Below are 22,601 nucleotides of genomic sequence, written 5' to 3' on the forward strand. Positions count from 1 at the left end.
CTGCGGATCGTCGTCTTGAGGCCGGGCGCAATTTCGCTTACGCGCGGCCAGCGTCGCCGGTGTTACGCTGCAACGCCGCCCGGTCTTGTCGGAGCGATCAGCCCGGCTTGTTGGCCGCCGAGGCATCCCGATAGGCGGGGCGATTCAGCACACGGTCGAGATAAGGCGTCGCGCTGTCGCAGATCGCCACCTGATAATCGATGGCCCAGGTCAGACACGTGGTCAGCAGGATGTCTGCGGTGGTGAACTGTTCGCCCAGGAGATATTCCCGCCCGTCGGACAGCGCGGCATCGACGTGCTTCAACTGCTTCCGGAAATACTCCGCAGCCTGGGCGACAACGCCCGGTGCATCACCATAGATGTGAGACAGTCCCTTGATCTGCCCATGCCGCCTCATAACGTACAGGCTCGTGGAATCCAGTTCGGTGACGATGAAGAAACACCATTCGAGCCACTTCGCGTAAGTCTCGGAGTCTTTCGGAATGAGGGAGGCGGCCTGGTCGGGATAGGTCTTGGCTAGATAGGCGATGATCGCAGCGCTCTCGCCGATGACGAGCGTGTGGTCCTGCAACAGCGGCACCTTTTGCCGGGGATTGAGGGCCGTATATTCGGGCGTTTCGGTCTCCCCCGTCCGCGGCAGGATCGGCTTTCGGGTATAGGGGAGCTTCAATTCATGAAGCGCCCAGTGAGGTCGGATGGTCCGGCTGGTGCCAACGCCCCACAACACGAGTTCCGGGTTCATCACCATTTCTCCGCAGCCGGCCGAAGATCGAGTTCATGCGTCCATCCGTCTCGCTTCTGCGCATGGGCGAACCAATAGGCTTCCGCAATCGACGCCGTCGTGGTGAGGCTGTCGGGCTGGCGGGCTGCAGGATCCAGGCCCCGGCTCCTCATCCGTTCATGGATCGCCTCGCTGTCGACGCCGGCATCGATCAGCAGGTGCACGACGTGGATGTTCTTCGGTCCGAGCTCTCGCGCCATGGCCTGCGCGACGGCCCGCAGACCGAATTTCGCTGCCGAGAAAGCGGCAAAGCCGCTGCCGCCGCGCATGCTGGCCGTCGCGCCGGTGAACAGCATCGTGCCGGCGCCGCGCGGCACCATATGCTTCGCTGCCTCACGTCCCACCAAGAAGCCGGCATAGCAGGCTAGTTCCCAGGCCTTGAAGAACAGCTTCCCGGTCGTTTCGAGCAGTGGCTTCTGCACATTGGATCCGGCATTGAACAGACACACCGCGATGGCGCCCATCTCATCTTCGACCGTCTGGAACAGCCGCTGCACTTCTTCCTCGTTGCGCGCGTCGATCGATCTGGCGTGGACGTCGTGGCCCTGTGCGCGCAGCTCCTCGACCAGGCCCGCAGACTTTTCAGCATCGCGCCGCGCGATACAGATCGCGTATCCCCCCTGTGCGAATCGCCGCGCGACGGCCGCGCCAATTGCATCCCCCGCTCCCACCAGGAGCGCCACCTGCTTCTTGTCAGTCATGTCAACGTCCCTCGCCTTCAATTCGGACGACCTTCGACAGGGTCATTTCCGTGATTGCCGCATCGTCGAATCCAAGATCACGCAGGATCTCCCGACTATGCTCGCCAATGCGTGGTGCCGGCCCGCCTATGGCCGCCGGGCGCTCTTCGAACCGGGCCGCAGGTTTCGGCTGACGGACGCGGCCGACGGACGGCTGCTCGAACTCTTCGATGATGCCGCGCGCCACCACCTGCTCGTTGGCGACGATCTCGCTACGGCGCAGCACCGGTGCACATGGCACGTCCGCGGTGTCCAGCCTGGTAAGCCATTCGGCCGTGGTCCGGGTGGCGATGTATTCCTGCATCTTGTTGATGCGCGCGGTGGCATTGACCGAGCGCCCCGCAGGCGTCGCGAACCTCTCGTCCTTGACGAGCTCGGGGTCGTCGGTGGCGCCGCAGAAGCCCTGCCACTCGGAATCCGAGATCGTGCCCGCGGTGATATAGCCGTCCACAGTCTTGAAGATCAGATCGGGGCGATCATTAGGATCCGGCGACGAGGCCTCCGCGCCGACGACGGTGTGTTGCATCATGCCTTCAGGCCACAGGAACGACAGCATGGCGTCCAGCATCGCGACCCGAATGTGATCGCCGCGTCCAGTCTTCTCGCGCGCATAGAGCGCCGAGGACACGGCCTGTGCCGTCAGCACTGCCGTCGTCTTGTCCGCGACGATGGTCCGTATCATCTGAGGTCGGTTGGTGCCGGCCTGCGACTGGATGTCGGCGAAACCCGATAGCCCCTGGACGATCGGATCGTAGACGCGTTTCTTGGCGTACGGCCCGGTTTCACCGACCCCGCTGATCGAAACGTAGATGAGGCGCGGATATTGCGCCCGGAGTTCGTCGGCTCCCAACCCGAGACGCTCCATCGTACCCGGGCGAAAGTTCTGCACGAGGACATCGGACTGAGCGATGAGCTTCTTGACAATCCGCGCACCGGCTTCGCTTTTGATATCGAGCGAGATCGAGCGCTTGCCTCGGTTCGACGAGATGAACAGCGCCGAGAACTGCCCGGCCTTGTCGATGGCTGCCCGGCTGCGGCGCGTGATGTCACCGCCCAGCGGCTCGATCTTGATGACCTCAGCGCCTTGGTCCGCCAAGAACATGGTTGCAAATGGACCCGACACGACGCTGGTCAGATCAAGTACGCGAACTCCCAAAAGAGGCCCTGGCATGCGTTCCATTCCCACTGCATTCGGCGCACGACGCACCGTTGAGTGGATCTGTTAGAAGATCGCGGGCGACCAGGCTTGCCAGATAGTGCCGGATCTACGTGAAAGCGACATTGCTTTCCGACTTTGCTAATGCCGCACCGCGGCGCGAAAGCCCGACGGACAAAGACCAGTGTGCTGTTTGAATTTCGTCGTGAAATGTTGCGAATGGCTGAAGCCAACTGCAAGGCCAATTTCCGTCAGCGAACACTTCTCACTAATAAGAAGGTATTTGGCGCGCTCAATGCGCCGACCGATGACATACTGATGCGGGGTATCGCCGGTACTTTCGGAAAATGCCCTAATGAAATGTCGAGTGCTCAATCCGACCAGCGAAGCCATCTCCATCAATCCGATCGACCGACCCAGGTTTTCCTCGACGAACTCGGAGATCCTTTTAAGATTGCACTGGGTGAGACCACCTCGGTTGCCAAGCGGCGTCTTGGTGCCGCTCAACCGCTTTAGAACAGCGAGTGTCTGGATTGCCCACCCCTCTGCCATCATCGCATAGACATCGTCGTCATGATGCGGCTCGCTGCACAGTTCTTCCAGTCCGAAGGCGATTGCGGGGTTATCGAACCCCAGTCTCGGCGCTGCCGCAAAGCTTGGAAGTCGTTCCGATATGAACGTCTGGTCGAAGAACACGACTGTATAATCCGACTTTGCCGATGTGACGGTGAATTCGCCGTCGATCTCCAAGCCAGCCGGATAGACGGCCAAGTTGCCGGCAAGTTGCTGGTCGAACGACTGACCATCCATCTTGCCGCGCAGCTTCCGCGCACCCCTCCTATAGAAGAAGAGCGCTAGTTCTGGCTGCTTGAAATGCCATTGAACCTGCTTCGACACGTCCCTGCGGAAGCTTTCAATCCGGATTACGGGCGTGCGGACGACGGTGTTAGACAGCACGCGACCGCCGACGATCCTGATGAATTCTCCATTCTCGGATACATTGCTCATGCGACTGTCTCCCCTGCGCGTCGATGCACAACTCGCTCGGCAACCGCAACGCCTGGATGGCTCGAGATGAGGATGCTGTTTCCACGCGACCGGGCACAACATCGCTCCGTCGGAAGTCCATCGGACTTCGCGGACAGACCGCGCATCTATTTCCTCCCGACGGTCATTCAGCTGACCGTCTTTGACAATCGGCTCAAGCGGAGACGATCCTGCCTTGCAGCCTCTTGCCCGAAGATTATAGTTCTATTTTAGAACTGTCAATTTTCGAACAGTGCACGACGGGGGGACTCTTCATGACGATCTTGACGCCAGTTTCGGTCGAAACGGGAACGGACGAATTGCTTTGTCATATCGACCGTCGGGTCGCCGTGATCACGCTCAATCGCCCGGCGGCCCGCAATGCGCTGTCGGACAAACTCACACCCGCCCTGCGCCGGATGATCGCATACTGCTCGACCGACAATGGCATACGCGCGGTGCTGATCACCGGCGCCGGCGAGGCTTTCTGCGCGGGTGGCGATGTGAAAGGCATGGGCGACCGCAGCAGCACAGACGAACTAACCTTTGGTCAGAAAGTAACGCGCCTGATCGAACGTCAACGCACTTTGACCGGCGCGCTGTTCGAGATGCGGAAGCCGACGGTCGCGGCCCTTCCCGGTGCGGCTGCAGGCGCAGGCCTCTCGCTCGCATTGGCCTGCGATATCCGCATCGCAGCGGAGCAAGCATTCGTCAGTACGGCCTATGCCAGAATCGGGCTGAGCGGCGACTACGGCATCGCCTGGCTACTCACGCGAACGGTGGGAGCCGCCCGCGCAAGAGAACTGATGTTGTTGTCCAACAGAGTCGATGCACAACGCTGCGAAACTATGGGATTATTCAATCGGATCGTGGCCGCCGACAGGCTTGCCGAAGAGGCGTTCATGATCGCGTTGAGATTGGCGAATGGACCCGCTGAGGCCTACGGTGCCATGAAAGACAACCTGGACGAGGTGCAACACCTCGGCTTCGCCGCATCTTTAGACAAGGAGGCCGAGCGGCTGGTCCGCTCCGCGCAGACCGAGGAGCATCGCGAAGCCGTCAGAGCGTTCGTCGAGAAGCGTCCAGCGGTGTTTCGGTGAGCGCAGATGGCAGACAATACGCGTTGCCTGAGATGCCGTTTCCAGATGTCTTTAGATCGACACTGCAAGTACGACGACGGGGTCGAGGTGAGAGTCTACCTATGCAAGATCTGCACGTATATTCACGTCGAGACCGTAAAACTCGACGACGCTCATAACTGGCACGGCGTGCACTACGTCATTTGACGCCGACCACTTTTCGTTCACCTGTTCACCGCTCTTCCACATCTAACTGTACACCACCGCGAGTTCGACACTGATACCGAGGATGTGCGACGATGTAGACCTACACCAGAGCCGCGACCGACGTCGCGAGCAATGAAGTATGGGTCCAGCTTACAATCGCCAAGAATTAATCGCACGGCAGGCTATCGCTAGTTGAAACCAACGTGTTGATGCTGTGCGGCCATCCGAGCGGCAACGATGCTACGAGGGAGATTTCGTGGGTCAACGATGTCCGCTTTGCGCCATGAACTGCCCTCGCTCGGTTTTCAAGGATCTTGGCACCCTGGCGGGAGTCACTGCGGTATCTCAGCGATGGCATAACAATGCGCAGGTCAGACATGTTAAATCCCGACCTGATGCGACAGGTCGGGAGCCGTTTTCAAGGCTGCGCCATTCATCCCGTTTGCCGCGGTCGCATTTGTCACGTGCGGACATAGACGTGGACACCGGCCGCAAATAGCGCGAGCGCAGCACCGAACATGCTCACGGCAATCCAGCCTCCCTCGTTCCAGGCGATCGTCGCACCGGCCGATCCCAGCGATCCGCCGAGAAACATGCCAGTCATGAAAATCGTGTTGATTCTTCCGCGCGCCTGAGGATGAAGCCCGAAGACCACGTGCTGATTGGAGATCAATGCACTCGTCACGCCGAAATCGAGAACGACGACGCCGACGATCAGCCCAAACAGGCTGCTCCAGAAGCCGAAGATGAACCACGAGGCGACCGTGATCGCTATTCCGACACCGGCGACCACGTGCGGACCGCGACGATCTGCAAGCCGACCGGCCATCGGGGCCGCAAAGACGCCGACGGCACCGACAATCCCGAAGAGACCCGCGACATCCGCGCCGAGCGCGAGATGTGGCTCGCGCAGGTGCAGGGCGAGGATGGTCCAGAAGACCGTGAACGACGCGAACAGAGCGGCTTGCACAATGGTCGCCGAACGAAGCGTTGGCTCGGAACTCCACAGCTTGACCATGGACTTCATGGCGTCGCCATACGGCATCGCCACGTAGGGATTGTTACGAGGAAGAGCGGTCGCCATCGTAGTTCCGGCAACGATGGCCAGAGGAGCCCCCAACCAGAACATGTCGCGCCATCCTGCATGGCTTGCGACGAAGCCTGCCAATGTGCGGCTGAACAACAACCCGCACAACAATCCTGACATGATCGTGCCGACGGTCTGGCCGCGCCGCTCCGGCGACGCCAGAGAGGCCGCAAACGGAATTATCTGCTGCGCGACGGTCGACGTCATTCCGACCACCAAGGACGCCGCGACCAGGGCCCAGGCGGTCGGCGCCAGGGCGGCGAGTGCGAGCGCAACGGCCAGCAAACCAAATTGCACGATGATGAGTCGTCGCCGATCCATCATGTCGCCCAGCGGCACGAGGAGAAACAGCCCGGCGGCATAGCCGATCTGGGTGGCCGTCGGGATTAGCTCCGCAGCGCTCTGGCCGGGGAATGCTGCCTGAATCACCCCGAGCATCGGCTGATTGTAGTAGATGTTGGCCACCGCGATGCCGGTCGCGGTGGCCATGACGAAGGCCAGAGGGCGCCCGAACGGTCGAGCGACGGTCTCGACGGAGGGCGTTGCAAGTTCGGACATCGGAAACCCTTTTGAATGCGTTGCTGAGCCACAACTAGCGTTGCATCGATTTCCGCGGTAGTGTCCCCAATCGATAAGCCGTCATATCGGATTAAGATACAATGGACACCGACGCCGTCGCCGTACTGGTCGATGCAGCCTTGGCGGGAAGTCTTGCGGGGGCCGCTCGCCGACTGCAAATCTCTCCCATGGTGGCGACACGCCGGCTGGCCGCTCTCGAAAAAGATCTCGGCGTCCGGCTGTTTCACCGGACGACGCGTTCGATGTCGCTAACACCGGAGGGCGAAGCGTTCCTGCCCTACGCGCAGGCGCTCGTCGAAGGCGAACTCGCTGCACGCGCCAATCTTCGGGCCGCCAGGGAAGGCGTCTCCGGAACGCTGCGGGTAAACACCTCGACGGCCTTCGGACGAAAGCTCATCGCCCCCATCGTTCCGCGCTTGCTAAAGACCCACCCTTCACTTCGGATCGATCTGGAGCTGACCGACGACGTCGTGGACATCACGGGGACCGGAATGGACCTGGCGATCCGATTTACGGAGCCCAGAGAGAATAGCCTGGTGGCCCGCCCAATCGGAATCAGCCCCCGCGTGTTGGTGGCGGCACCCAGCTACATCGAAGCATTCGGACGGCCTCGCACCGCCGCGGATTTGAAGCACCACGCATGCCTGTCGCTGTCCGCGATGAACCGCTGGCCGCTCCGGATCGATGGCCGCGAGCGGCAGGTGGCCCTCAACGTGCGCCTGACCGCCACCGCCGACGCCCTGCACGATGCCTGTGTGCACGGCGCAGGGATCACGCTTCTTTCTCATTGGAACGTCCGCGAGAACTTGCGGGACGGCACGCTCGTTCGCCTCGAACTCGACGACGCCAGCGCGGGCGATCACACCATCTGGGTCGTCTACCCGAGCGCAAAACTCGTGCTGCCGAAGGTCCGCATGTTCATCGCAGAACTCGAAAGTATACTTGGGGTGGAATACGCGGGACGGCGGTAGGGATCCGCAGAGTGCTACATCCGCATGCAACCCTTATCCGCCAGTATGGTCTGCATAACTGCACATTTGATCCAATGATGAGCTTAGCTCACGCAGAAGCTTTTACGCGTGTGTCCGCTTTGCGCCAAAAGCAGACAAGCGTTACTTGCGCCAACGAACGCACGCGCCGGAGGGTGTCATCAAAGAGTTCGACGCTTGACTGCCGTGCCGTTTTTTGTTCACTCCAACAACATGATGAATCAACCCGCGCACGCCGGTGCGTGACTGTCGACGCATCGCGTCCATAGCTTCAAATTTGCGGATCGCAGCTCAGCTTATGTTCTGGATATCCGCCACTATATCGGATGATAAGATCGCCGCGACACGAAACACGAGTGCGTCAGCGCCACACGCGCCGCAGAGCTGTATGCCGATCGGCATCCCGTCATCTGCTGGATCGCCGGGGATAGAGATGGCCGGAAGGCCCAGGGCATTGGCGAACGCCGTGAAAACGGCATGCCCGCGAGGTCCCACCGGTCGCCCGTCAATCATAGCAGGATGCGACAAGCCGATCGGCCAGGGCTGTGCAGCTGCCGTCGGCAACAACAGAACATCAAAGCGCGCGAACAATGCGATGAATTCATGCTCCACATCGGCGACCGTCTGAAGCAGGTTCAAGTAATCCCGCGCCGTATGCAGACGACCGCGCTCCGACATCGCGGCGACACCGGCACCGACGTCGCCATCCCGATCAGGATACCGATCTAGTAGCCAAGCGACGCCGGTTTCGCTGAGCGTCGGCCAGATCGCGCCGATTGGTTCAGCCAGAACGAAATGGTCAAGTCGCTCCACGTGATGACCTTGTTCGGCAAAAGCTTTAGCAGCCGCTGCGACACTACGGGCGATAGTCGGATCGACCGGCGCATCGGAGAATGTCGGGATGTAAGCAATGCGCAACGGTCTCGAAGTGGCTTCCGGAGCGATCGACTCAGTACCCGCGATGATATCAAGCATGATCTTTACATCGCGGAGGCTCCGGCCGATCGGTCCGGCAACTTCGAAATCGTGCAGGATCGCAGGCAACCCATGCGCGCGTGGCACCAACCCGCGTGACGGCTTGAAGCCGACGAGCCCGGTGTGACCTGCAGGACGCCGGATCGAACCGCCGCCATCGGTGCACAGAGCCAGCGGCCCAATACCCGCAGCGACAGCTCCAACTGCACCACCACTCGAACCACCTGGTGTCAGGTCGGGATTCCACGGATTGCGCGTCGCGCCGAACAGCGCGTTGTCAGTGATCCCCTGCACGGTGAATTCCGGCACGTTTGTTTTCCCGAGAATAATTGCGCCGGCGTCGCGCAGTCTTGCGACAGGTGTTTCGTCGCGCGTCGGGACGTGATCGGCAAAGAGCCGGCTGCCCCAGGTCGTCCGTAGCCCGGCGACATGGATGTTGTCCTTGATGGTAATCGGAACACCATCGAGGGCACTTTTGGATGCACCGGCGCGCCACCGCGCCGTGCTTTGTGCCGCCGCGATCCTGGCACCGTCGCGATCCAGCGTCACGACGGCGTTGATGCGCGGATTGACCTCGTCGTGGCGGGCGAGGATAGACTCCACTGCGTCACTCGGTGTTGCGATCCGCGCCGCAAAAGCCTGATTCAGCTGAGCTGCGGTCAGTGTCCAGAGCGGAGCGGTGCTGCTCATATCCGGACGATCGCCGCGATCGGCGCTTCGCCCGGTGCGCATTGATGCTCTGTTCCGCCCGACACGAAGATTGCGGTATCAGATGTCACTGATGCGATGACAGCGCCCAAGGCGGCGCGCGCGTGCCGCTCATAGTTGATGTCGGCATCCGACAGCATGGTGTTGCGATGGCCCCTGATCTTGCCCGTCGGGCTGGCCTCTGCTTTCGCGAAGATCGCCGCAATCCGGGATGTCTCATCCTCCGTCGGCTCTGCCGACAGCGACAGCCCCGCACTGGCCAGCGCGCGGCGAACGCCGCTGGCGTCGATCGCGTCTTTCAGGATTGCATGGCCCATGCGGCACGGGCTGGTTGCCTGACTTGAATTGCCAAACAGCAGAATCTCGCAGCTGATGAGCTCGCCGCCTGCCGATGTGGAAGCAACTGCCGAATAAACATCGAGATCGCCAGCGATCCGTGTTGTGTCGAACGTCTCCTGCGTGATCTCGCCGAGACCCAGGGCTACCCCCAGCGCCATCGCACCGCGCGCAAATGCCTTCGAGCCGTTCGGATCGCGCGTCGCGGTGGCGACGCCGCGCCGGTCCGCATCCGCGATGCCGGCCGGAGTCAAAAGCGGCCCCTTCACCTGGACGTAGTGCACATCATCAAGGTTGTTAATGCCGGCCTCCACCAAAGCCTCCCGAACGGCATCGGCGACAGCAGATGCATGCCGCTTGGTCCCGATCTCCTCCGGCGCGATCGTACCTGTCATGGTGATGCCGATCGCCAACCGCTTGGTGCCGTCCGGCGTGCCCTGTGCCGGCGTTCTTGTCAGGATGGTCGCGTGAGGCGACAGCACGCCCTCGGTGCCACCGGACCAAACGAATGCGATGCGCTTGCCTACGTCCTCAGGCGAAATAGCAAGGTTCTTGGCGAGCAGCAATTGATAGGACAGCGTGGCGAAACCGCGGGTAAAATCATTGGCGCCGCCATTGCCTTCTGTTTTTCCGATCAATGCGACGATCGTCGCAGGATCGATCGTGCCGGCATCGATCAGCGCAGCTAGCCCCGAAACGTCACTCGGGGAAGCCATATCGACCTTGTGAACGTTGATATGCATAGGAACTCCATCGGATCAGCGTGTGTATTAATGTCGGATGAAGGGAACACCGATCGCCGCCGGTAGGCGGGCGGATCGACTCACGCCAGCGAGCAATGCGAGCGCGAGGCAATAAGGCATCATCTGCATCACGTAGGAACTGACCGGCAAGCCCCAGCTTTGGGCGCGCAGTTCCAGCGCGGACACGAAGCCGAAGATCAGACATCCAGCGATGGCACCGACCGGTGTCCAGCGGCCGACCATGATGGCAGCAAGCGCTATGAAACCGCGACCGTTCGTCATGCCGTCCGTGAAGCTGCCGACCTCCTGAAGAGCAAGCACGGCCCCGCCCAGCCCTGCCAAAGCGCCCCCCGCGACGATAGCGATCATGCGGATGCGGATCGGATCATAACCGGCCGCGAATGCGGCTTCCGGATTTTCACCAACCGCCCGCAATGTCAGCCCTGCCCGCGTCTTGGTCAGAAACAGTATCAACGGAACAACGAGTAGGAACGCCAGATAGACAATCGCAGACTGTCGAAACAGGACAGGTCCCATGACTGGAATCTCCGAGAGCCAGGGCAACGGCCATGTGCCCGGGGGCGTCAGTCGGATTACGGGAGCACGTCCGCCGAACAGTCCGCGCAGCAAGAAACTGGACAAGCCCAGAACCAGCACGTTTACAGCGAGGCCTGTCACCATCTGGTCGGCGCGGCAGCGCGCCGTTGCGAAAGCGAGCAGGCTTCCCGTCGCTGCACCGCCCAGTGCGGCAAGGGCAAAACCGAGGGCGACGTTGCCGAACACAAATGCCGAGATCGCGCCTGTGAATGCTCCGGCAAGCATCATGCCCTCGATGCCGACGGCGAATGTGCCGGCCTTTTCGCTCAACAACCCGCCCAGAGCGGCAAACAATAGCGGTGTCGAAATCCGGATGGTGGCAGCGGCGAGATCCGCAATCATCATGAGATCCATGGTCACACCTTGCTTCGCTCGCCGCGCAATCCGAGCGCGCACAGCACGAACACCATCGTCAGTCCCTGAATGACGAAGACAAGCGATGACGGCACGCCGACCTCACGCTGCATGGCGAGCGCACCCGCTTCCAGAAATCCAATGAACAATCCGGCGGGCAGAACGGCCAGGGGATTGAGCGAGGCCAGCAATGCTACGCCCACGGCGTTGAAACCGAATCCTGCCGAGAATCCCTCGATCAATCGATAATGCACACCGAGCACTTCGACACCGCCGGCCAATCCCGCCAAGCCGCCGGCGGTCAGCATCACGCGCATGGTCTGCCGGATACTGGAAATACCGACATAACGTGCGGCATCCCGGCTGGCTCCCATGATCCGCAGGCGAAAACCAAATGTCGTGCGCCAGAACAGGATATGACAAGCAACGGTCGCGATCACTGCCAAAACGATGCCGATATGCAGATCAGTACCGGCCACCAGCTTCGGCAACCAGATGGCCCGCGGCAGCAACGGTGACTGCGGAAATCCGGCTCCCGGTTCGCCCAGTTTCCCATGCAACATTTCGCTGACAAGAAGGACGCCGACGAAATTCAGCAACAGCGTGCATAGAACCTCATGAACGCCGCGCTTGAGGCTGACGAAGGCGGCAAGCCCAGACCACGCAGCGCCGCATACAACACCCGCAAGCAGCGCAAGCGGCATCAGCAATAGGCCGGGCAACGCCAGGCCGCTCAGCGCGACCGCCGTAGCGCCGATACCGCCGACCGCGATCTGCCCTTCGGCGCCGATATTGATGACATTGGCGCGAAAGCACAGTGCAACGCCAAGACCGGCGAGAATATACGGCGTACTCTTGTTGAAGCCGAATGCGATGCGGTCGATCGAGCCGAATGCTCCCTTTAATAGCGCGGCATAGGCAAGCAGCGGATTTTTGCCGGAGATCAGGATCAGCACCGCAGTTACGAGCAGCGCCAGCGCCACCGCCAGGGTCGCGCGTGTCGCCGTACCTGCCAGCAAACGCCGCAGTACGCTGGCAGCTTTCATGAACGTGACCTTCCGCGGTGGAGGCTCATTGTTCACCGTGTCGATATTAGAGAGGATGGTCATGCCGCGGCGCCATGGATCAAGCTGTCGTCCCCTGCCATCATCAGTCCGATCTGCGTCAGGTCTACAGTGTCGCGGTCGATCGGGATTGACAGCCGCCCCCCCTGCATCACCGCGATGCGGTCGCCGAGCGTCATCACTTCTTCCAGAGACGATGAGATATAGATGATTGCGCCGCCAGCGGCCCGCAGCGCCAAGATCTGCTCGATAACGAAATGTGTGGCGCCGGGATCCAGCCCCCAGACCGGCTGGTGCGCGATCATGACTGCAGGATGTCGGCCGATCTCCCGCGCCAGCACGATCTTCTGCTGATTGCCGCCCGACAACGTCCGCGCGGCGATGTCAGGGCCCGAGGCCTTGATCGCGAAACGCTGTGACATCTCCCGGGCGCGTTCCGCAAAGTAGCTACGTGCCAGGTATCCACCCCGGGACAGCGGCGGCTTGTCGAAATCGCGCAACGCCAGATTGTCGGAGACGCTCATTCCGGTGACCAGCGACATCGTGGCTCGATCGACGGGAATATAGGCCATCCCCAATTCTGTCCGCTCGCCGACGCTCGCCAGCGTGATATCGTGACCGTCGAGGTCGATACCGCCTGCCGTCGGAAGCCGCAGGCCCGCCAGACATTCAGCCAGTTCAGTCTGTCCGTTGCCGTCGATCCCTGCGATCGCGAGAATTTCTCCGGCACGCAACGAGAATGAAATCGGAGCCAGACGTTCCACTCCACGCTCGGTTAGCGCCATCTGTCCGACATGCAAAACGTTGCGGCCCGCGGCGGTAGCTTCGCGCGCGATGGGTGGCGGCATGTCCCGACCCACCATCATCCGTGCCAGACCGGCGCGTGTTGCACCTTCCACCCGGCATGTTCCAGCAACTGCACCATCGCGCAGCACTACGACTTCACTGCAGATCGCGATCACTTCGTCGAGCTTGTGCGAGATGAAGACGATGGCCCGACCCTGGTCACGCAACCGAGCCATGATGCCCAATAGTCCTTCGACTTCCGGCGGGCTGAGGTTGGACGTCGGCTCATCCAGGATCAGCAGATCCGCGCCGCGCAGAATCGCCTTGACGATCTCGACGCGTTGCCGCCGGCCGTGCGGCAGGTCGCCGATCATCGCGTCGGGGTCGATGTCGAGCCCGTAAGTCGCACTCTCCTGCCTGATACGGCTGGCCGTCTCGCGCGGCGACAGCCATGGACTCGAGTCAGGAGCACCGAGCATGACGTTTTCAGTCACGCTCATCGCTTCCACCAGCGTGAAGTGCTGATGGATCATGCCGAGGCCAGCAGCCATCGCCTGCGCGGGGCCATGCCCAGAGAGCGGCTTGTCCTTGAAGCGGATCGTCCCGGCATCTGCGCTGACGACACCGAACAGCAGCTTCATCAATGTACTTTTGCCGGAGCCGTTCTCGCCGAGTAGCCCAACGATCTGGCCCGCCGCGACATCGAGATCAATGCCGCGGTTGGCCTGCACAGTGCCATAGGCTTTCTTGATGCCGCGCATCTCAAGCATGGGCATCAATCCATAGCCAAGGGTCAGATTCCTCCGTGCGCGTCTTCGCGGTTGACAGCGATCTTGAGCGACCCGTCCTTGAACTTTCCTTTCAACGCGTCCAGTTCGTTAGCCACGCTCGCAGGCACGGCGGGATTCAACGGCTGTGTCGCATTGTAGGCAAGCTCGGCACCAGTGCTGCCGGGCGTGTTCAGGCCGTAGAGCACGTATTTTCCACCGACTCCGCCGGACTTAGCCTGCTCCTGCGCCGTCTGCGAATACATGTCGGACCATTTTTCGACGATGTTGGTCAGCACGGCATCTGGTGCGATCTCGCTGTGACCGAACGAACGTCCGTTGGCGTAAACTCCCTTTTCCTTGGCGGCCTGAATGATGCCGGTCTGGCCCGCATTCAACTTTCCGCTGATGAAGTCGGCTCCGCCTGCGATCAGCGACAATGCAGCCTCTTTGGCTTCGGCCGCGTCTTCCATGCTTTTGATGTAGATGACCTTAACCTCGATGTCGGGGCGCACGCTCTTGGCACCCTTGCGGAAACCGCCGACTTGCGCGACCACGTTCGGCAACCCTTCGAGGCTGTTCACCGAACCGATCTTGCCGGTCTTGCTCATGCGCGCGGCCAGCACGCCCATCATGAAGCCGAACTGCGTGTTGTCGTAGTCTATTGAGGTCACGTTAGTCCCGGCGCCGGCTGAGCCCGAACCGACAATGAACAGCGTCTTCGGGAAATCGGGACCGATACGCTCCATCGCCGATAGGAACCGGCCGGTGTGACCGACCACAACCTTGTAATCCTTGCGCGCATAATCGCGCAGCGCCTCGACCATGTCGGCGACCTGCACGTTTTCGGTATAGGCTACGTCCCAGCCGACAGCCTTGAGCTTCTCGGCACCCTGGTAGCCCTGCGCGTTCCAGCTCTGGTCGTTGATGCTGCCAGGCAGCAGGAAAGCAGCCTTTTCGGCCGCACCAGCCGGTCCGGCAAAGATGGCGGCACACAATCCAAACAGGCCAACAAACGCAGTGCGCGAACGGCTTGTCGGCGAATCCTTGGTCAGAACACTCATGGCAGCTCCTTGCACAGGCGGTACATGACCTCACCAAGCAAGACTGGCACCACAACTGGCCCGCGCGATCGTCAATGCAATCCTATTCCACGTGGTGAGATGGCCGACCGAAGATCGCCAGCCTTCTCCAAGGCCTCGGCCCGCTACGGGCCTAGCGTACCGCCGGCCGACCGCTCCAGGCCGTCGTGATATCTCCAGCCAGGGAGGCGATCATGCTTCCCAGTTGAGCAACTTGCTGAAGTTTGAGGCGTTCGATAGGGGCCGCCATCGACAGCGCCGCAACGGGCCGGCGATACTCATCGGAAATCGCCGCAGCCAGGCATCGTAGCCCTAACGTGTTTTCCTGGTTGTCGACGGCATAACCGTCGCGCCGGATCGACTCGAATTCCTGCCGCAGAGCATTCTGCGAGAGCAGCGTATGCGGCGTGAGCGGGACGAGCGTATTCTGCTCCAGGCACGACTGAACCTCGCGCTCGGGCATCATGGAGAGCAGCGCCTTGCCGATACTGGATCCATGAGCCGGGATCCTAACGCGCGCCTCTGGAACGTAGCTACGGCGCGTTCGCGGCTCGACTCGATAGAGAAAGGTCACGTGACCGTCTTCCAGCAATCCGAGATTGATGGTCTCGCCGCACAGGACCGACGCCTGCTGCATGAAAGGCTGCGCTAGTGCGACAATATCGCGTGACGCGGCGTAGTTGGCGCCTACATTGAGCGCCGAACGCCCAATCATCCAACGGCCCGTTCGCCGTTCAAAACGAACGAAACCACGTTCCTGTAACGTTGTCAGAAGACGATGCCCCGTCGAGGGCGATAGCGATAGCTGCCGAGCGACGTCAGCAAGCGTGGCACCATCATGGCTGCCCGCAACCGCTTGCAGGATCGCCAGTGCACGATCGACCGAGCGAACGCCTGATGTCTGTCCAGTTTCGGGGTCTTGCGCCACGGGTCTCTCCGGTTGATGTCCGGCGTTTACGCGCCGACGCTACCATACCAGAAGTCAAGCCTGCACGATAAGTCCTCAGGTATCCAATGCGGCCAGGTCGCGCGTCTGCCAGCTCTGCAGGCCTTCGAGATAGAGCGCACTGTCCTGCTTGAAGAAATAGCTCTCCACACAGCCGGCCAGCCGGGCCATCCCGAAGCGAATACCGGACAGGCCGATCGTCTGCGTGCCCATCGACAACTGCGCGCCACGTGAGAAATTGAACACTTGGTCATGCCAGCTCCGCATACCGCCCGGCTTCGGGCAGAACGTGAAATCCGGGTTCAGCCAGGGCGCGAGTTCGAGGCCATTGCCAGGCAGGTCTGCTGGCGGCGTGTACATATCGCGCCACAGCGCTATATCGTCGAGTTGATCTTTCAGCGCCGGGACGGCGGACAGATCAAGACGGTAGCCTGTGCCGAGGATCAGGAAATCCGCCTCGTAGGTGCCGCTGGTCGCCGCAACCGTTAGACGATTGCCCTCGTGAGCAATGCTGGTCCAGCTTTCACCGGGATGAATGGCAAGGTTGTCCATCGACTGCGCCCGCTTCAGCGTGGCGATTGGCGGTCCGCTCTTGATCGTGCCGAACGTCTTGGCGAACCGCCATTTCTCCGCCGGCGGCAATTCGACATAATGTGCCAGATAGCCGTTGAATTCACCCCAGGTACCCGGATTGACCGACACCAGCTCTTTCATGCGATGGAACACGTGCACGTCGGCGCCGGCCTCCGCGGCCATGATGGCACTGTCGTATGCAGAGGCGCCGCCGCCGAGCGCCAGAACTTTCTTCCCTTTCAGAGCGGCAAAGTCGATGTCGTCCTGGGTATGCGCATAGAGCGCGCGCGGAATGTCGTCGCCGATCAAACTGGGCAGATTGCGAATTCCATTTCCCTCGATCCCCGTGGCCAGCACCAGCGCGCGGGTGAACAAAGTATAGCTTCCCGCCGGTCCCGTAACCTGCGCGGCGATAAGTCCAGACCCGTCGCGGCTGAAACCTTCGAAGCGCGTCTCGTTGCGTACCGGAAGTTCAGCGACCTCACGAAACCACGAAAGATACGCATGCCACGCAGCGGTCGGCACCTTATAGAGCGCCTGCCAGCTGCCGTAGCCGTGCTGCACTTCATACCAGGCCCGAAATGACAACGAGGGAATGCCGGCCTCAAGACCACCGTTGTCCTTGTGGGTTCGCAGCGTCGGCATGCGGGCATATGTACCCCACGGGCCTTCCCTGCCCTCCTGCTCGGCCTCGACGACGAGGATGTTATCGATGTGCGAGCGCTTGAGCGCATGAGCAACGCCAAAACCAGCCTGCCCGCCGCCGACCACCAGCACGTCCAGTGCCTGCGTGCCATCCGGGCTGGTGCGCGGCAGACACCAATGCTTGGATGGATAGCGGGCAATATTCATTTCGCGGCGCGCATGGGCGGCCAGCTCACTTATCGTCTTTGGCAGTTGCACCTTGCCGTCCGCAAAGGCGCTTTCGTCGGCATACGGCACCTCGGGCATCCAGCCAGCTACGTCGACGGCCTCCGAATGCTGCGGCGACGTAAACCTATCGTCTTTCACATATTTATTCATAGAAACTCCAAGGCGCCGCGGTCGCGAGATTGACGCATTATCGACCAGCCCAATGGACGAACCGGCGTTCTGTTATGAAGAAAAATAGGTTCAGCGTATAACCCAGCAGCCCGGAACAGAAAATCGCCGCATACATCCCCGGCATATTGAACAGCTGCTGCTCCTCGAAGATCCGCAAACCAAGTCCATCGATCGCACCGAGCAGCATCTCCGACGTGATCATCAGCACGAGCGCGAGGGTTGCTCCCATGCGCAGGCCGATGAAAGTTTGCGGCAACGATTCAAGCAGCACTACCAGCATCCGCTGCAACGGCGGCGCACCCATGATCTTCGCAGCAAGCACGCGTGTCTTGCGCGCGTTCATGACGCCATAAGCAACATTAAAAATGATCGCGAGCGATGCGCCGAAAGCGGAGATATAGACTTTTGTGATCTCACCGACGCCGAACAACAGGAGAAACAGCGGAAAGACGGCCGATGCCGGCGTCGAACGAAAAAAATCGATAATGAACTCGACGGAGCGGTAGACGTTTTCCGACGCCCCAAGAATGACGCCGACCGGAACGCCTATCACCGTCGCCAGCGCAATGCCCATACAAGCGCGCTCGACCGTCTTGCCGAAATCGAAGGCCAGCCGGCCCTGTTCGAACAGTCCGGTGTAAACAGCCGAGAACGTCTTGCCCGGCGACGGAAGCAGCACAGGGTCGACGATCTTGAGCGCGACGATGGCCTGCCATATGCCAATGAGGATCACGACTCCAATAAACGGACGCAGCCGATCAAGGGTCTTGCTCTTCATTTTCTGACCTGCTGCTGGAAGATTTCGAGGCAATGCCCCTTAACGCGGTTGAACTCTGGATCCGCCAGTGTCAGCGCATTGCGCGGGCGCGGCACATCCACTATCGGAAAATCGACGACCTTGGCCGGCGCGCGAGACAGCAGCAGGATGCGGTCGGCGAGATAGACGGCCTCGTCGAGATCATGGGAAACGATAATCGTCGTCGTTCCGGTTTCCTGGAACATGCGCTGCATCTGGTCGCGCATGAACAAAGTCATCTCATAGTCGAGGGCGGAGAATGGCTCGTCGAGAAAGAGAATCTCTGGATCGACCACGAGCGCGCGCAAAATCGAGACAAGCTGTTGCTGTCCGCCGGACATCTGATACGGGTACTGTTTCAGATTGATGCGAACATCGAATTTCTTCACGAGCGCATCGACGCGTCTGTTGCGCTCCGCCTTCGGTACTTTCATGAAGCGCAGGGGATAGGCGATGTTGTCCCACGCGCTGATCCACGGGAACAGGGCGTCACGGTAGTTCTGGAAGACATAGCCGAACCGGATCTCATCGATGGTCTGGCCGTCGAACAGAATCTGTCCTTCGTCCACCGGGATCAGGCCGGCAATCATGTTCATCAATGTTGATTTTCCGCAACCGTTTGGGCCGAAGATCGAAACGAACTGCCCGCGCGGCAGATCGAGATCGAACTTCTCATAGATCGTGCGGTCATCGAAACGCTTGGTAAGCCCCCGCACGGTCACGTGCGGGCGCCGGAACTTTGACGGGCGGGTATCGACCGGCGCATCGGGATTGCCCGCGACGGACATCGGTTTCAAAATGGAAGTGCGAGCGTCCGCGCTCATCAGAACTTCACGATGTAACGCCGGACATCGACGGCGCCGGGGATCACACCGATTTTTACCGAGAAATCGATATACTTCTGGAAATTCTCGATATCCGCCTGACTGACATCCGAAATTTTCGAGAACAACACCAACGGCACGTCGTTGACGATCTCGGGTGCAGTCGGCGTGTATTTCAGAAGAGTCTGGCGCGCCTCGGTCGGCTTCTGCTTGATGAAATCGAGCGCCTCGTCCCACGCAGCGACATAGCGCTTTGCGACCTCCGGCCGATCCGCCAGGAACTTCTGCGATAGTGCACCGCCCGCCATATAGGCCTTGGCCTTGCGGTTACCGAGCACGATATCGGCAACGACGCCCGCCTCGACCGTGTAGGCGACATCCTTGGCCCTCATCATGGTGGCATTGGGCTCGAGGGTGAAGGCGCCATCATACTGGCCGGAGGTCAGCACGTTGATGTGCTGGGAGGTGTCGAGCTGATCGAGCTTGTAGTCGCCCTCTTTCAGACCTGCCGCCTGCAGAGCCGCCTTGGCGATTGTCACATTGCCGATGCCCGGCGCCGCGACCAGCTTCTTGCCCTTGAAATCCGAAAGCGACTTGATGTCCACACCCTTGCGGGCAACGAACTGCTCCATGCGGTAGTCGTCGCTTTGTGCGTTCAACGAAATATAGGTGATCGATCCCGGCTTGACGAAGTTGCCTGCCATGCCCTCAACCGCCAGCATGACTGCAGCGGCGTCGATCTGGTTCGCAATCAGCGAGCTTTGCAGATTCGAATTGAGCGGAATCTTAGCGCCTTCGATGTCGATGCCGTGTTTGGCGAAAATACCGGTCTCGACGCCGACGAAATATGGAAGCGCCGTGGTGCCAGTTCCATATCCAACGATGACCTTGTCCGCCGCGAAGGAGGGCGCTGCAAAGCCGGTCGCCGCAAGCAGAGTGGCCAGAAGTATGATTCTTCTCATGTCCGTTCCTTAGTTGTCCCAAGTTCCGACAATCGAATTGATATTGCCACGCAGGTGGAATTCGACCTTCTCGGCGGCGATCTGCCCGGCGAAAACGCGAGGGCGCAAAACAGTCAGGCCGGTGGATGCGCTCATGCGCGCAGAGGTTGTCGACAACCCGTTGGTGGTGGCCATGGCAGCTCCTTGCAAAGGCGGTAATCACCACAAAGCAAGACTGACACCACAATCGGATCGCCCTGTATTCACGACGATCTTATTCCACCTGATGAGATGGCTGACCAAAGATCGCGAGTTCTTGCCGGCCGCGTGCTCCCCCAGGAACCCAATCAGCGACCGGCTGGCCTACCGAGACCGTTGTGATATCCCGGCCCAGACGGCGACCATGCTATCCAATTGAGCGACTTGCCGAAGTTTAAGTCGCTCCGTTTCCGCGCGATGGCGCCTCCATCCAGCTGGCGCCCAATGCGCCGACCGGCAGAGCAAGACCGCATAGCCAGCCTTCCTCGGCACACAATGATTGTGCGATCAATACAATGGCTGAACACATCGCCCCTCGCCAAGGAAGTCCGCTGATGAACGCACGTATTGCCTATATCCCCATCACCAAGCGTCCAGACCTGCGCTGGCCCGGCGGCAAACGGATGGCGTGCTGGATCGTCCCGAATGTCGAGCACTACCAATATCTAGGGGACGTCGGCCAAAAAGTTGATCCGTATCCGCGCCTGCCACATCCCGACATGATGGTCTACACGGACGTCGACTACGGCAACCGGATCGGCTTCTGGCGCATGCTGGACGTGTTCGATCGCTACCAACTGCCGATCACCTGCTCGCTAAATCTTGCTGTGTACGAGATGTTTCCTGAAATCCGCGAGGCCGGCGAGGCCCGCGGATGGGAAGTCATGAGCCATGGCATCTACAACAGCCGTCACCACTGGGGCCTAAGCCGCGACGATGAGAGAGCGGTGATCCAGAACTCGATCGACCGGCACAAGGCCCTGACCAGACGCGACATGCGCGGCTTCTTCGCGCCTTTTGCCGCATCGACCGAACATACCGAGGACCTCTGCGCGGAACTCGGCCTGAGCTACTACGTCGACTACGGCTTCGACGATCAGCCGACGCCACTGCGTGTTCCGAACGGGAAACTGCTCGCCATCCCTTATTCGTTTGATGTCAATGACGGCATGAACTTCCGCGGCAATGTGGAGGCAAAGGCCTTCGCCCGGAATACGATCGCTTATTTCGACCAGCTCTACAGCGACAGCGCCCATGGCGGCGGGCGGGTCGCCTGCATTCCGATCCATCCATTTTTCCTCGGACAGCCGCACCGCGCCAAATATCTCGACGAGATTCTGGCCCATGTTAGCCCGCATGACGATGTTTGGTTTGCAACGGGGAGCCAGATTGCAGACTGGTATTACGAACATCACCATCCGCTGATCGAACCGCTGTTGCGCGAGGCCGGGTTCTTCGAGGAGAGCCGTCAATGATTCCCTGCAAACCGAACGTCCTGGACCAAGACATTTACCCACACTCGCCGCTGCCGGGGCGCAAGCCATGGAAGCCGCATGGCGCGGCTCGCATTGCCTTCGTCATTTATTTGTACTTCGAGCAATTCGAGGCGATGCCGCCGCAAGAGGCGATCTTCGACCGGCGCTATATTCAGGGCTTTGCACGGCATGCTCCGCATTTGCGCGCCAACGCAGCCTTCGAGTATGGCAACAGGGTCGGGATCTTCCGGGTCCTTGATCTTCTTGACCGGCACGGCCTGCGCGCGAGCGTGGCGGCCAACAACGCGGCGGTCACTGCCTATCCTTATCTGGTCGATCAATTCCTACAGCGCGGCTTCGAATTCCTGGCACACGGCGACTATGCGTCGCGGATGATCACGTCCGCAATGCCATTGGCGCAACAGCGGCAGATCGTGGCGCGATCACAGGACACACTTGAGAGAGCGACAGGGCAGCGGCCTAAAGGCTGGCTATCGCAAGACTACGGGCAATCCCGCGAACTTCCGTCGATTCTGGCAGAGACGGGCTTTGATTATCTTTGCGACTATGGAAATGACGAACAACCCTACGCGACCACGACAACGCCTCCGCTTATCTCCGTTCCTAACCAGTCGGAATGGAACGACGTGGAGATGCTCGTCCATCGCAAGGTGACCAGTGAAGACTATGCGCTTTCGGTGATGGATGCGTTCGACGGCCTTTATGCTGAAGGCGCCGCATCGACCAAGTTCTTCGGTCTCCACATCCATCCGTGGATATCAGCCCAGCCGGCGCGGTTTCGCCATCTAAGTGAGATTGTTGAGCATATCGCCAGCCACACTGAAATTTGGCACGCGACCACGGGAGAAATCGTCTCCAGAGTCAAGTGAGATTAGACTACTCCAAT

Annotated in this window: 21 protein-coding genes; 4 read left to right on the forward strand and 17 right to left on the reverse strand. The window is 60.4% G+C overall.

Annotated features, from left to right (window positions below; all coding sequences use genetic code 11):
- Positions 1-97: 97 nt before the first annotated feature.
- From AB8A23_RS26775 to AB8A23_RS26790, 4 genes are all read right to left on the reverse strand, one after another.
- A complete protein-coding gene (locus AB8A23_RS26775; protein WP_176454722.1) occupies positions 98-742 on the reverse strand; it encodes a glutathione S-transferase family protein in 645 nt (214 codons plus the stop codon).
- Positions 742-1,482, reverse strand: coding sequence for an SDR family NAD(P)-dependent oxidoreductase (locus AB8A23_RS26780; protein WP_309946835.1), 741 nt, complete (start codon positions 1,480-1,482; stop codon positions 742-744). Before AB8A23_RS26780 ends, AB8A23_RS26775 begins: the two co-directional genes overlap by 1 nt.
- A gap of 1 nt (position 1,483) precedes the next feature.
- Positions 1,484-2,692: a CaiB/BaiF CoA transferase family protein gene (locus AB8A23_RS26785; RefSeq protein ID WP_309946837.1), complete on the reverse strand. Its 1,209-nt coding sequence runs from the start codon at positions 2,690-2,692 to the stop codon at positions 1,484-1,486.
- 126 nt (positions 2,693-2,818) lie between these two features.
- On the reverse strand, positions 2,819-3,685 hold the full coding sequence (locus AB8A23_RS26790; protein WP_309946839.1) for an AraC family transcriptional regulator: 867 nt from the start codon (positions 3,683-3,685) through the stop codon (positions 2,819-2,821).
- Between the two features lie 299 nt (positions 3,686-3,984).
- Here AB8A23_RS26790 and AB8A23_RS26795 point away from each other — a divergent pair, with 299 nt between their 5' ends.
- Positions 3,985-4,803, forward strand: a complete 819-nt coding sequence (locus AB8A23_RS26795) for an enoyl-CoA hydratase-related protein (RefSeq protein WP_439060445.1) — start codon at positions 3,985-3,987, stop codon at positions 4,801-4,803.
- Positions 4,804-5,449: 646 nt separating this feature from the next.
- On the opposite strand, the gene AB8A23_RS26800 is transcribed toward AB8A23_RS26795, so the two are convergent.
- Positions 5,450-6,634, reverse strand: a complete 1,185-nt coding sequence (locus AB8A23_RS26800) for an MFS transporter (protein ID WP_439057593.1) — start codon at positions 6,632-6,634, stop codon at positions 5,450-5,452.
- 101 nt (positions 6,635-6,735) lie between these two features.
- On the opposite strand from AB8A23_RS26800, the gene AB8A23_RS26805 reads away from it, so the two are divergent.
- Positions 6,736-7,626 (forward strand): LysR family transcriptional regulator, encoded by an 891-nt coding sequence (locus AB8A23_RS26805; RefSeq protein WP_120288895.1) that lies wholly within the window; start codon positions 6,736-6,738, stop codon positions 7,624-7,626.
- A gap of 309 nt (positions 7,627-7,935) precedes the next feature.
- Here AB8A23_RS26805 and AB8A23_RS26810 read toward each other — a convergent pair whose 3' ends face one another.
- The 12 genes from AB8A23_RS26810 to AB8A23_RS26865 all read right to left on the reverse strand — a co-directional run bounded on the left by AB8A23_RS26810 (position 7,936) and on the right by AB8A23_RS26865 (position 20,375).
- Positions 7,936-9,309, reverse strand: a complete 1,374-nt coding sequence (locus AB8A23_RS26810; RefSeq protein ID WP_120289253.1) for an amidase — start codon at positions 9,307-9,309, stop codon at positions 7,936-7,938.
- Positions 9,306-10,406 carry a ring-opening amidohydrolase gene (locus AB8A23_RS26815; RefSeq protein ID WP_120288894.1) on the reverse strand — a complete coding sequence of 367 codons (1,101 nt, stop codon included), beginning with the start codon at positions 10,404-10,406 and terminating at the stop codon, positions 9,306-9,308. Before AB8A23_RS26815 ends, AB8A23_RS26810 begins: the two co-directional genes overlap by 4 nt.
- Positions 10,407-10,433: 27 nt before the next feature.
- Positions 10,434-11,357 carry an ABC transporter permease gene (locus AB8A23_RS26820; protein WP_439057592.1) on the reverse strand — a complete coding sequence of 308 codons (924 nt, stop codon included), beginning with the start codon at positions 11,355-11,357 and terminating at the stop codon, positions 10,434-10,436.
- 2 nt (positions 11,358-11,359) lie between these two features.
- Complete coding sequence (locus AB8A23_RS26825) at positions 11,360-12,466, reverse strand: ABC transporter permease (RefSeq protein ID WP_175368233.1); 1,107 nt, start codon at positions 12,464-12,466, stop codon at positions 11,360-11,362.
- Entirely contained in the window at positions 12,463-13,977 is a 1,515-nt protein-coding gene (locus tag AB8A23_RS26830; RefSeq protein ID WP_439057591.1) for an ABC transporter ATP-binding protein, read from the reverse strand. The genes AB8A23_RS26825 and AB8A23_RS26830 overlap by 4 nt, the downstream gene beginning before the upstream one ends.
- Positions 13,978-14,000: 23 nt before the next feature.
- Entirely contained in the window at positions 14,001-15,038 is a 1,038-nt protein-coding gene (locus AB8A23_RS26835; protein WP_231077706.1) for a BMP family protein, read from the reverse strand.
- Positions 15,039-15,189: 151 nt separating this feature from the next.
- Positions 15,190-15,984 carry an IclR family transcriptional regulator gene (locus AB8A23_RS26840; protein ID WP_120288889.1) on the reverse strand — a complete coding sequence of 265 codons (795 nt, stop codon included), beginning with the start codon at positions 15,982-15,984 and terminating at the stop codon, positions 15,190-15,192.
- Positions 15,985-16,059: 75 nt separating this feature from the next.
- A complete protein-coding gene (locus AB8A23_RS26845; protein ID WP_439057590.1) occupies positions 16,060-17,586 on the reverse strand; it encodes an NAD(P)-binding domain-containing protein in 1,527 nt (508 codons plus the stop codon).
- 49 nt (positions 17,587-17,635) lie between these two features.
- On the reverse strand, positions 17,636-18,397 hold the full coding sequence (locus tag AB8A23_RS26850) for an ABC transporter permease (protein ID WP_120288887.1): 762 nt from the start codon (positions 18,395-18,397) through the stop codon (positions 17,636-17,638).
- On the reverse strand, positions 18,394-19,239 hold the full coding sequence (locus AB8A23_RS26855; protein WP_210269251.1) for an ABC transporter ATP-binding protein: 846 nt from the start codon (positions 19,237-19,239) through the stop codon (positions 18,394-18,396). The genes AB8A23_RS26850 and AB8A23_RS26855 overlap by 4 nt, the downstream gene beginning before the upstream one ends.
- Positions 19,239-20,201 (reverse strand): ABC transporter substrate-binding protein, encoded by a 963-nt coding sequence (locus AB8A23_RS26860; protein WP_439057589.1) that lies wholly within the window; start codon positions 20,199-20,201, stop codon positions 19,239-19,241. Before AB8A23_RS26860 ends, AB8A23_RS26855 begins: the two co-directional genes overlap by 1 nt.
- Before the next feature lie 9 nt (positions 20,202-20,210).
- The gene (locus AB8A23_RS26865) at positions 20,211-20,375 is read right to left on the reverse strand and encodes a hypothetical protein (protein WP_439057588.1); all 165 of its coding nucleotides are present in this window, start codon (positions 20,373-20,375) and stop codon (positions 20,211-20,213) included.
- Positions 20,376-20,734: 359 nt separating this feature from the next.
- Here AB8A23_RS26865 and AB8A23_RS26870 point away from each other — a divergent pair, with 359 nt between their 5' ends.
- Both AB8A23_RS26870 and AB8A23_RS26875 read left to right on the forward strand, forming a co-directional pair.
- Positions 20,735-21,694 carry a polysaccharide deacetylase family protein gene (locus AB8A23_RS26870; protein ID WP_231077708.1) on the forward strand — a complete coding sequence of 320 codons (960 nt, stop codon included), beginning with the start codon at positions 20,735-20,737 and terminating at the stop codon, positions 21,692-21,694.
- Positions 21,691-22,584, forward strand: a complete 894-nt coding sequence (locus AB8A23_RS26875; protein ID WP_120288883.1) for a polysaccharide deacetylase family protein — start codon at positions 21,691-21,693, stop codon at positions 22,582-22,584. Before AB8A23_RS26870 ends, AB8A23_RS26875 begins: the two co-directional genes overlap by 4 nt.
- The last annotated feature ends 17 nt before the right edge of the window (positions 22,585-22,601 follow it).

Source organism: Tardiphaga sp. 619_E2_N8_4 (assembly GCF_051810905.1).
In the GTDB taxonomy this organism is placed as follows: domain Bacteria; phylum Pseudomonadota; class Alphaproteobacteria; order Rhizobiales; family Xanthobacteraceae; genus Tardiphaga; species Tardiphaga robiniae.

Excerpts from the sequence above, each read along its gene's own strand:
- AB8A23_RS26775 (WP_176454722.1), bottom strand. The coding sequence starts at position 742 with ATGAACCCGGAACTCGTGTTGTGGGGCGTTGGCACCAGCCGGACCATC.
- AB8A23_RS26780 (WP_309946835.1), bottom strand. The coding sequence starts at position 1,482 with ATGACTGACAAGAAGCAGGTGGCGCTCCTGGTGGGAGCGGGGGATGCA.
- AB8A23_RS26785 (WP_309946837.1), bottom strand. The coding sequence starts at position 2,692 with ATGCCAGGGCCTCTTTTGGGAGTTCGCGTACTTGATCTGACCAGCGTC.
- AB8A23_RS26790 (WP_309946839.1), bottom strand. The coding sequence starts at position 3,685 with ATGAGCAATGTATCCGAGAATGGAGAATTCATCAGGATCGTCGGCGGT.
- AB8A23_RS26800 (WP_439057593.1), bottom strand. The coding sequence starts at position 6,634 with ATGTCCGAACTTGCAACGCCCTCCGTCGAGACCGTCGCTCGACCGTTC.
- AB8A23_RS26805 (WP_120288895.1), top strand. The coding sequence starts at position 6,736 with ATGGACACCGACGCCGTCGCCGTACTGGTCGATGCAGCCTTGGCGGGA.
- AB8A23_RS26810 (WP_120289253.1), bottom strand. The coding sequence starts at position 9,309 with ATGAGCAGCACCGCTCCGCTCTGGACACTGACCGCAGCTCAGCTGAAT.
- AB8A23_RS26815 (WP_120288894.1), bottom strand. The coding sequence starts at position 10,406 with ATGCATATCAACGTTCACAAGGTCGATATGGCTTCCCCGAGTGACGTT.
- AB8A23_RS26820 (WP_439057592.1), bottom strand. The coding sequence starts at position 11,357 with ATGGATCTCATGATGATTGCGGATCTCGCCGCTGCCACCATCCGGATT.
- AB8A23_RS26825 (WP_175368233.1), bottom strand. The coding sequence starts at position 12,466 with ATGACCATCCTCTCTAATATCGACACGGTGAACAATGAGCCTCCACCG.
- AB8A23_RS26830 (WP_439057591.1), bottom strand. The coding sequence starts at position 13,977 with ATGCTTGAGATGCGCGGCATCAAGAAAGCCTATGGCACTGTGCAGGCC.
- AB8A23_RS26835 (WP_231077706.1), bottom strand. The coding sequence starts at position 15,038 with ATGAGTGTTCTGACCAAGGATTCGCCGACAAGCCGTTCGCGCACTGCG.
- AB8A23_RS26850 (WP_120288887.1), bottom strand. The coding sequence starts at position 18,397 with ATGAAGAGCAAGACCCTTGATCGGCTGCGTCCGTTTATTGGAGTCGTG.
- AB8A23_RS26855 (WP_210269251.1), bottom strand. The coding sequence starts at position 19,239 with ATGAGCGCGGACGCTCGCACTTCCATTTTGAAACCGATGTCCGTCGCG.
- AB8A23_RS26860 (WP_439057589.1), bottom strand. The coding sequence starts at position 20,201 with ATGAGAAGAATCATACTTCTGGCCACTCTGCTTGCGGCGACCGGCTTT.
- AB8A23_RS26865 (WP_439057588.1), bottom strand. The coding sequence starts at position 20,375 with ATGGCCACCACCAACGGGTTGTCGACAACCTCTGCGCGCATGAGCGCA.
- AB8A23_RS26870 (WP_231077708.1), top strand. The coding sequence starts at position 20,735 with ATGGCTGAACACATCGCCCCTCGCCAAGGAAGTCCGCTGATGAACGCA.
- AB8A23_RS26875 (WP_120288883.1), top strand. The coding sequence starts at position 21,691 with ATGATTCCCTGCAAACCGAACGTCCTGGACCAAGACATTTACCCACAC.